We start from the raw sequence: 7,655 nt of genomic DNA, 5'->3' as shown, positions 1-7,655 counted from the left end.
GGCGCGCAGGATCTGCCCTGCCCCGGATTCACCCAGGAGCCGCCATGAAGATCGTTCTTGCAGTCGACGGCAGCGCGTACACCAAGCGAATGCTCAGCTACCTCGCCGCCCACGACGAACTCGTGGGCAAACACCACGAATTCGTCGCCCTGAATGTGACGGCCCAGGTGCCGCCGCATGCGGCCCGCTTCCTGCCGCACGACACCTTGCAGACGTACTACGCCGACGAAGGCGAGAAGGTGCTCAAGCCGGTGCGCGAGTTCGCTGCCATGCAGGGCTGGAGCCTGCGTGAGCACCACGCGGTCGGCCATCCCGCCGAGGTATTGGCCGAGATCGTCAATGAAGAGGCTCCGGACCTGCTGGTCATGGGCTCGCATGGTCACGGGGCTTTCGCCGGTGCCGTGCTGGGCTCGGTGTCCGCGCGCCTGCTGGCCCATACCAAGGCGCCCGTGCTGCTGGTTCGCTAGTCAGCGAAGGTGCCGCCGGCGTCCTACTGCCGGTCACGGCCTGACAGCAGCACAGAGCGGCCGCAATGCCGCCCAGCATGCTCAGTGCGAAAGCAGCACCGGCACGGGCGAACTGGCCATCAACGTGCGCGTCACGCCGCCGAGCACAGCCTCGCGCAGGCGCGAATGGCCGTAGCCACCGGCGACGATCAGCTGGGCACCCATGTCCGCCGCGTGCGACAACAGCGCTTCGCCCGCCGCCACCTTGATGGGCACATAGCTGACCTTCACCTTCAGCCCATGACGCGCAAGCCAGAGCCCGATGTCGGCGCCCGGCATCTGGCCGTGATTGCGCCCCACGTCTTCAGGCGTCTCGAACACGGCCACCTCGACACTCKCCGCCTGCCTCAGCAGAGGAAGCGCATCACGCATGGCCCGTGCGGCTTCGCGGCTGCCGTCCCACCCGACCAGCACCCGTGACGCGGCCGGCACCTCGCACTCGCCCGCGAACGGCAGCACCAGCAGCGGCCGGCCCGAGCGCAGCAGCATTTCCTGCGCCATCTGCGCCGACTGGCCGTTGCACGCGTCGTCGGGATTCAGCTGGGAGACCACGGCCAGGTCGCAGTAGCGCGCTGCAAGCGTCATCACTTCACCTGCATAGCCCATCTCGACGCGGCCTTCATAGGAGGTCACACCCAGGAGCGAGACCCGTTCCTGGAAGCGGCGCGCGCAGTCGAGTGCCCGGCTGCGCAGTTCATTCATCGCCGCCTGCTGATAGGCGGCAAGCCCCCCGCCTCCGGCGCCTTCGGGCGGCAGGGCGTACCACCCGGCCGGCGCAAGGCCGATGAGATGAGCCTCGTACCGCAGGGCCAGCGCCGCGGCAGCGTCCACGCGGCCCTGGACGTTCACTCCACTGTCGAGGTGAACGAGGATGCTCTTGATTCCCATGCTGTTTCTCCATTGACGCCGTGGCGCCGTTGCGTGCGCCAGATGTTTCTCGACGGCGACGGTGGCGTGGTTGACCCCGGTCAATGAAAGCAGGGGTTTCTCGCTGCCGCCGGGTCGGGCTTCCGTTCTTCAGTCGGTGACGCCCTGGAAGCTGAGCCTATTGATCCCGCGCAACGCGGCGCAAGCTCCACCTCGCTAGCCTTGGGTGATGAATACCCATGCGCGACGCGTTCTCCTCATCCTCGGGCACCCTGATGCCACCCGAGGCCACCTCTGCCACGCGCTGGCGGATGCCTATGCCGAGGGCGCGCGGTCAGCGGGCCATGACGTGCGCCTCATGGACGTGGCGACGCTGGATTTCCCGCTGCTTCGCAGCAAAGACGAATGGGACCACGGCGCCCTGCCCGCTTCGCTGCTGCCCGCACAGGAGCACATCCGTTGGGCCAGCCACGTGGTGCTGTTCTTCCCGCTGTGGCTGGGCGACATGCCGGCTTTGCTGAAGGCCTTTCTCGAACAGGTGGCGCGCCCCGGCTTTGCGCTGGGCAAGGCGGGCGATGGGGCGGCCGGCGGCAAGCTGCTCAAGGGCCGTTCCGCGAGGGTGGTCGTGACCATGGGCATGCCCGCACTCGTCTACCGCTGGTATTTCCGTGCCCACAGCCTGAAATCACTGGAACGCAACATCCTGGGCTTCGTCGGCTTCGCTCCGGTTCACGAAACGCTGGTGGGCGGGGTCGAGTCCCTGGGCGAAGCCGGCGTGGCGAAGTGGCTCAAGCGGATGCGCCAGATCGGCGCGAGCGCCGACTGAGCCGCCTTCGGATGCCCAGGGCGCCCCATGCCAACAACCGCCGAGTTCAGCTTGGCGGCCTCGATGCCGAGGCACTGCGCAGCCGCCCGCTCCATGTGATCCCGGCACCCACTGCCAGCGCCACCGTCACCCAGGCCAGCAAGAGGTCCCCGGGCGCCGGAACGCCAAAATGCAGCAGGCGCCTCGGGCCTGGCACCAGCACGGCGGTCGCCAGCGCCGACGCCGCCACGGCGGCGACTGCCCAGAAGGCCCGGGCGCTGCGACCGGACAAGGCGCGAAGCCCGTTGCCGATTGCCATGTTGGCCGCCACCAGCATCAGGTTTCCGAACGTCAGGCCGACCACCGCCAGCGTGCGGGCCACGTCGGTGTCACGCCCGGCCTGCAGCGCCAGCATGTAAACGCCAAGGGTCGCCGCGAGCAGGCAGCTTCCCTGCGCCAAGCCCTGCCACAACATCGACCAACCCACGATGCCGTCGTCCGTGCGCCGCGGTGGCCGCCGCATCAGCCCCGGCGCTTCGGCGGCACCTTCGAAGGCCAGCGAGCACACCGGATCGATCACCATCTCGGTCAGCACCACATGGACCGGCAGCATCAGCGGCGGCAGCCCGAGCAGCAGGGGCAGCAGCGCCAGTCCGGCCACCGGGACATGGATGGCGGTGATGTAGGTCATGACCTTGCGGAGGTTGTCGAAGATGCGCCGGCCCATGCGAACACCGCCGACGATGCGCCCGAAATCTTCGTCCAGCAGCACCAGGCCGGCGGCCTCGCGCGCGACGTCCGTCCCACGTATCCCCATCGCGATGCCGACGTGAGCCGCCTTCAGCGCCGGTGCGTCATTGACGCCGTCGCCCGTCATGGCCACGGTCTCGCCGTTGCGCCGCAGCGCCAGCACCAGCCTGAGCTTGTGCTCCGGCATCACGCGGGCGAAGACGCGCACATGCCGCACGGCCTCGGCGAGCTCGGCCTCTCCGAAACCGGCGATGTCGGCCCCGGTCAGGACGCCCCCACGCACGTCGAGGCCGGCCTGCTCGGCAATGGCCAGTGCCGTGGCCGCATGATCGCCGGTGACCATCACCACCGCGATGCCGGCTTCCCGCGCCTGCGCGACCGCATCCGGCACGCTGTCGCGCAGCGGATCCTCGAAGGCCGCCAGGCCCAGCAACGTGAAGTCGTGGTCATGCTGATGCGCCACCGTTTCACCACGCGGCGGGCACGCCTCGGCCACGGCCAGCACGCGAAGTCCCTGTGCGGCCAGGCGCTTCACACGGGCCAAGAGCTCGGCACTGCGTTGCGGGTCGAGGTGGCACAGATCGAACACCGCTTCCGGCGCACCCTTGGCGGCGACGCGAAGCCGGCCGGCTGCGTCCGTCCATTCATGCGACATCGCCAGCAATTCGGGGCTGAGCGGAAACTCACGCGTCAACGTCCAGTCGGGGTGCAGGTGTGCAGTGCCTGCCAGCAAGGCGTCGCCTCGCGCGAGCAGCGCACGGTCCATCGGGTCGCTGCCATCACGCCGCGAAGCCAGCATGCCGAACTCGAGCAGCCGATGCGCCGCCTCGGGCAGGTCCTTGCCAGCCTCGATCCCGACCTCCATCTCGTCGGTCACCAGACGGGACAGCTGCATCCTGTTTTCGGTAAGGGTCCCTGTCTTGTCCACGCACAACACCGTGGCTGCACCCAGCGCCTCGATGACCGCGGGACGACGCGCCAGCACCTTGATGCGAGCCAGCCGCCAGGCGCCCAGCGAAAGGAAGACGGCGAGCGCCATCGGGAACTCTTCGGGCAGCATCGCCATGCCGATGGCGACGGCCGACAGCAGCCCCTGCATCCAGTCGCCGTGCACCAGGCCGTAAACCACCACGATCACTGCGCAAATGGCGGCGGCAGCCAGGCCAAAGACACGCACCAGTCGGCGCAGATGCTGCTCCAGGGGCGTTGGTGCCGTTTCAATGGCGGCCAGCGATGCGCCGATGCGACCGACCTGCGTGCCTGCGCCGGTGGCCACCGACTCGATGACGGCGTGGCCCGTGATGGCCAGGGTGCTCGCGTACACGAAAGCACTGGCATTGCGCTCGGGCGACGCCATGGCCAGGCCGTCTTGCACCTGCCACACCCGTTTGTCCACCGGCACCGATTCCCCGGTCAGCAGCGACTCGTCGACCTGCAGCCCGACCGCCTCGCGAACGATACCGTCGGCCGCGACCCGCTCGCCCTCCCCGACCAGGAAGATGTCGCCAGGCACCAGCTCACGCGCCGGGATGCGTGCCGTGCGCCCGTCACGCACGACGCGCACCTGCGGTGCAGACAGCGTGCGCAAGGCAGCCAGCGCATGCTCGCTGCGCCGCTCCTGCATGACGACGAGGCCCACCGTGACAACAGCGAAGAAAGCCAGGAGCAGGCCCTCGCCCAGATCACCCAGCAGCAGGTAGATGGCCGCAGCAGCCAGCAGCAGCAGGAACATGGGCTCGCTGAACACACCGCGAAGCGTGCGTGCCAGGCCCCGCTTTTGCGTGTCGCCCACCTCGTTGGGGCCATGGAGCGACAAGCGCTGGCGGGCCTGCGCGTCGCTCAGTCCTCGAGGCAGCGTGGGCGTGGACTGGGTTGCCTGTGGCGGTGACGCGGAGATGCCTGCGCCGGTCGGCGCCTCGCTCTCAGCGTGCAAGGCGGCCACCATCGAAGGCTGGAAGACCGATCCCCGAGGTGCAGCCCGTCATCAGGGCGACATTTTCTTGAAGCATGGCATTCCCCTGCCGCGAAGGACCTGAAAGCGGCCCCTCAGTCGGGCGCCCGCGGCCGCGAAGGGCGGCCCGCGCCCTGCACACCGTCGGCGCGGGCCGACAGATAGGCGTAGAGGTCGATGATGTGGGCCGTCACGGTGGGGTCGCCCTGCCAGGCAGGCATCACCAGCGCCGCTTCCCGGCCCTGCAGAACCTTTTCGACCAGGGCGCTCTGCGAGGCGCCTTGCGGGTCGGACTCCGCCGCCGCGAGGATCCAGTCATAGCGCCTGAGCACCAGGCTCACGAACTGGTGCGAGCCCATCTCGCGGAGTCTGGGCAGCAGGTCGGGGCCGGCCGCCGTACCGGTCGCCGCTGGGCCGTGGCAGGTCGCGCACTTCTGCTGGAACACCCGCCAGCCGATATAGACCTCGCCTTCCGGCAAGGCGCGGCGCGCCAGCTCCCGGGCGGGTTTGGCGTTTTGCACCTCTACGGCGCAACCGGCGGCCAGTGCGGCCGCGGCGAGTGACGCGAGGGCCAGACGGTACCGCCCCACGCCGTTCGCATTCATGACAGATGCTCCCGGACCGCCTGGCAGCCCGCGCACAGCCGCACGGACGGCAGGGCCGTGAGGCGCGCCACGGGAATAGCCTCGCCACAGTTGGCGCAGTCGCCATAGCCTCCCGCGGCCAGCCGACCCAGCGCGTCGTCAACGTCCTGCAGCTCCCGCAAGTCCCGGGCGGCCTGGAAGTCCTCGGTCTGCTGGCGCTGCATGAGTTCAGCGTCGTCCTTGAGATCCCGCACCTCCTGGGACTGCGTCTGCACCGCTTGACGTGCCAGCTGCGCCGCATGAACCTCGGCTCGCAGCTCGGTCTGGCGGTACAGCAGCAGTTGGCGCAGCATGGGCAGGTGCGCTTGAGTCTGAGTTTCCATCTTGGGCAATCCTTGGTCGGCGAAGGGCCATGCTAGGCAGCCCACCGGCAAATGGATTGCGCTGGATCAAGCCGGACGACTGAAGCCCCGACCTGGCCGCTGCATCGATCGCCGCACGTTGCGGATTGACTGGGATCAACGCCGGCGCTGCACTGGCCGCATAGATTGACTCGTCGTCAGGGCTGCGAGGCAGCCGCCAATCGAGGGACACGCATGCCAATGAATTCAGCCTCGCGAGGCCGGCCGGGCGGCGCCAAAGGCAGCGGGCATGACGCCTGATCTCGCCGGCCGCTTCTTCGTCGCCCTCCTCATCGGCATCCTGGTCGGCATCGAACGGGAGAAGAAGCGGCCGGCCGCGCCTTCCCACACGATCGGCGGCATCCGCACCCATGCCCTGCTGGCCTTGTCCGGCGCGGCGTCGGCCTGGCTCGGGCAGCAGTTGCAGCTTCAGTGGCTCTTCGTGGCAGTGCTCGTGTGCGCGAGCGCAATGGCAATTGCCAGCCACGCGCTGTGGCGCCGGGATGGCAAGGATGCACCTCCCAGCATGACCAGCGAGATCGCCGCCTTGCTCGTCGTGCTTCTGGGCGGCATGGCGGCGACCGGCAATCAGGCGCTGGCCGTGGCCCTGGCCGTGGCGTTGTCGGCAGTCCTCGCCTTCAAGCAGCCCCTGCACGCCCTGGTGGAGCGGGTCGGCCTCGATGACATCCTTGCAGGCATCAAGCTGCTGATTGCCTCGGTCATCGTGCTGCCCCTCGTGCCGAATGAGACGGTGGACCCCTGGCACGCACTGAACCCCTACCAGCTGTGGCTGCTGGTGGTGCTGATCTCCGCACTCTCCCTGGCCGGCTACATCGGCATGCGCTGGCTGGGGCCGGCGCGAGGCGCTGCCATCACCGGCCTTGCCGGAGGCCTGGTCTCTTCGACGGCCACCACGCTGAATTTCGCACGTGACAGCCGGAAGGCCGAAAGCTCCGCCAACGCCAGCGCGGCGGCCGCCGGCATCCTGTGTGCCTGGTTCGTCATGTTCCTGCGCGTGACGACGATCATCGCCATCCTCAATCGGCAGCTGCTGGGCGCCTTGTGGCCCCCGCTGCTGGCCATGGCCCTGGCCACCGGCGCGCTGGCATTGCGGCACTATCTCGCCGGAGCGGCCGCCGTAACCAGCCCCGCCCAGGCAGCCACACCTCTGAAGAACCCATTCAGCCTGGGCGCGGCGATCCGGTTCGGCATCCTGTTCGCCGTCGTCCTCGTCGTGACGAAGCTGGCCCAGCAGCAATTCCCGAGCGGCGGCCTGCTTGCGATCTCGGCGCTCGCTGGCGCGGCAGACGTTGACGCGATCGTGCTTTCGCTCAGCGGCCAGAAGGACGGCTCGCTGACAACGGCCGGGACCGCGTGGGCGCTGCTGGCGGCCCTGCTTGCCAACACGGTGGTGAAGATCGCGATGGTGCTGCTTGTCGCGCGCGGCACGGTGCGCCGGGAGATGGCCATCGCGAGTGTGGCGATCTGCCTGGTGGGTGGCACCTCGGCCTGGGTTTGGCTCTGAACCGAAACTGGGCCACGCCCACCACGGCGTCAGCGGGTGGCCGGCAGCCGGAAGGTCGACACCGTCTCCACCAGCTGCTGGGCCTGCACCTTGAGGCCGTCGGCCGCGGCGGCCATTTGCTCCACCATCGCGGCGTTCTGCTGCGTGGCCTGGTCCATCTGCGTGACGGCCGCGCCAACCTGGCTCACGCCCGAACTCTGCTCGGCACTGGACGAGCTGATCTCGCCCATGATGTCGGTTACACGCTGGATGCTGCTGACCACCCT

7 protein-coding genes and 2 pseudogenes are annotated in these 7,655 nt (G+C 68.8%); 3 read left to right on the top strand and 6 right to left on the bottom strand.

The window, feature by feature from the left end:
• Window positions 1-44: 44 nt before the first annotated feature.
• Entirely contained in the window at window positions 45-467 is a 423-nt protein-coding gene (locus tag AC1DU6_RS14240; RefSeq protein ID WP_056196381.1) for a universal stress protein, read from the top strand.
• A gap of 81 nt (window positions 468-548) precedes the next feature.
• Here the strand turns inward: AC1DU6_RS14240 and AC1DU6_RS14235 are convergent, their stop codons facing one another.
• Window positions 549-1,478 carry a universal stress protein gene (locus AC1DU6_RS14235; RefSeq protein ID WP_477857852.1) on the bottom strand — a complete coding sequence of 310 codons (930 nt, stop codon included), beginning with the start codon at window positions 1,476-1,478 and terminating at the stop codon, window positions 549-551.
• Window positions 1,479-1,602: 124 nt separating this feature from the next.
• On the opposite strand from AC1DU6_RS14235, the gene AC1DU6_RS14230 reads away from it, so the two are divergent.
• Window positions 1,603-2,199 carry an NAD(P)H-dependent oxidoreductase gene (locus AC1DU6_RS14230; protein ID WP_056196377.1) on the top strand — a complete coding sequence of 199 codons (597 nt, stop codon included), beginning with the start codon at window positions 1,603-1,605 and terminating at the stop codon, window positions 2,197-2,199.
• A gap of 46 nt (window positions 2,200-2,245) precedes the next feature.
• Here AC1DU6_RS14230 and AC1DU6_RS14225 read toward each other — a convergent pair whose 3' ends face one another.
• From AC1DU6_RS14225 to AC1DU6_RS14210, 4 genes and pseudogenes are all read right to left on the bottom strand, one after another.
• The gene (locus AC1DU6_RS14225) at window positions 2,246-4,567 is read right to left on the bottom strand and encodes a cation-translocating P-type ATPase (protein WP_477857854.1); all 2,322 of its coding nucleotides are present in this window, start codon (window positions 4,565-4,567) and stop codon (window positions 2,246-2,248) included.
• A gap of 72 nt (window positions 4,568-4,639) precedes the next feature.
• Window positions 4,640-4,873: pseudogene (locus AC1DU6_RS14220) on the bottom strand (cation-transporting P-type ATPase); the annotation flags it as partial.
• Between the two features lie 101 nt (window positions 4,874-4,974).
• Window positions 4,975-5,484, bottom strand: a complete 510-nt coding sequence (locus AC1DU6_RS14215; protein ID WP_457324725.1) for a c-type cytochrome — start codon at window positions 5,482-5,484, stop codon at window positions 4,975-4,977.
• Window positions 5,481-5,846, bottom strand: coding sequence for a TraR/DksA family transcriptional regulator (locus AC1DU6_RS14210; protein WP_457324724.1), 366 nt, complete (start codon window positions 5,844-5,846; stop codon window positions 5,481-5,483). Before AC1DU6_RS14210 ends, AC1DU6_RS14215 begins: the two co-directional genes overlap by 4 nt.
• Before the next feature lie 268 nt (window positions 5,847-6,114).
• On the opposite strand from AC1DU6_RS14210, the gene AC1DU6_RS14205 reads away from it, so the two are divergent.
• Window positions 6,115-7,389, top strand: a complete 1,275-nt coding sequence (locus AC1DU6_RS14205) for an MgtC/SapB family protein (protein ID WP_457324723.1) — start codon at window positions 6,115-6,117, stop codon at window positions 7,387-7,389.
• 29 nt (window positions 7,390-7,418) lie between these two features.
• Here the strand turns inward: AC1DU6_RS14205 and AC1DU6_RS14200 are convergent.
• Window positions 7,419-7,655: pseudogene (locus tag AC1DU6_RS14200) on the bottom strand (methyl-accepting chemotaxis protein); the annotation flags it as partial.

Source organism: Roseateles sp. P5_B10, assembly GCF_056400485.1.
Note: the sequence above shows the minus strand (reverse complement) of the source record. Positions and strands in the feature narration are given on the sequence as shown.

Bases quoted from the DNA above. Each gene is read 5' to 3' on its own strand.
- AC1DU6_RS14210 (WP_457324724.1), bottom strand. From the start codon at position 5,846: ATGGAAACTCAGACTCAAGCGCACCTGCCCATGCTGCGCCAACTGCTG.
- AC1DU6_RS14205 (WP_457324723.1), top strand. From the start codon at position 6,115: ATGACGCCTGATCTCGCCGGCCGCTTCTTCGTCGCCCTCCTCATCGGC.
- AC1DU6_RS14215 (WP_457324725.1), bottom strand. From the start codon at position 5,484: ATGAATGCGAACGGCGTGGGGCGGTACCGTCTGGCCCTCGCGTCACTC.
- AC1DU6_RS14240 (WP_056196381.1), top strand. From the start codon at position 45: ATGAAGATCGTTCTTGCAGTCGACGGCAGCGCGTACACCAAGCGAATG.
- AC1DU6_RS14230 (WP_056196377.1), top strand. From the start codon at position 1,603: ATGAATACCCATGCGCGACGCGTTCTCCTCATCCTCGGGCACCCTGAT.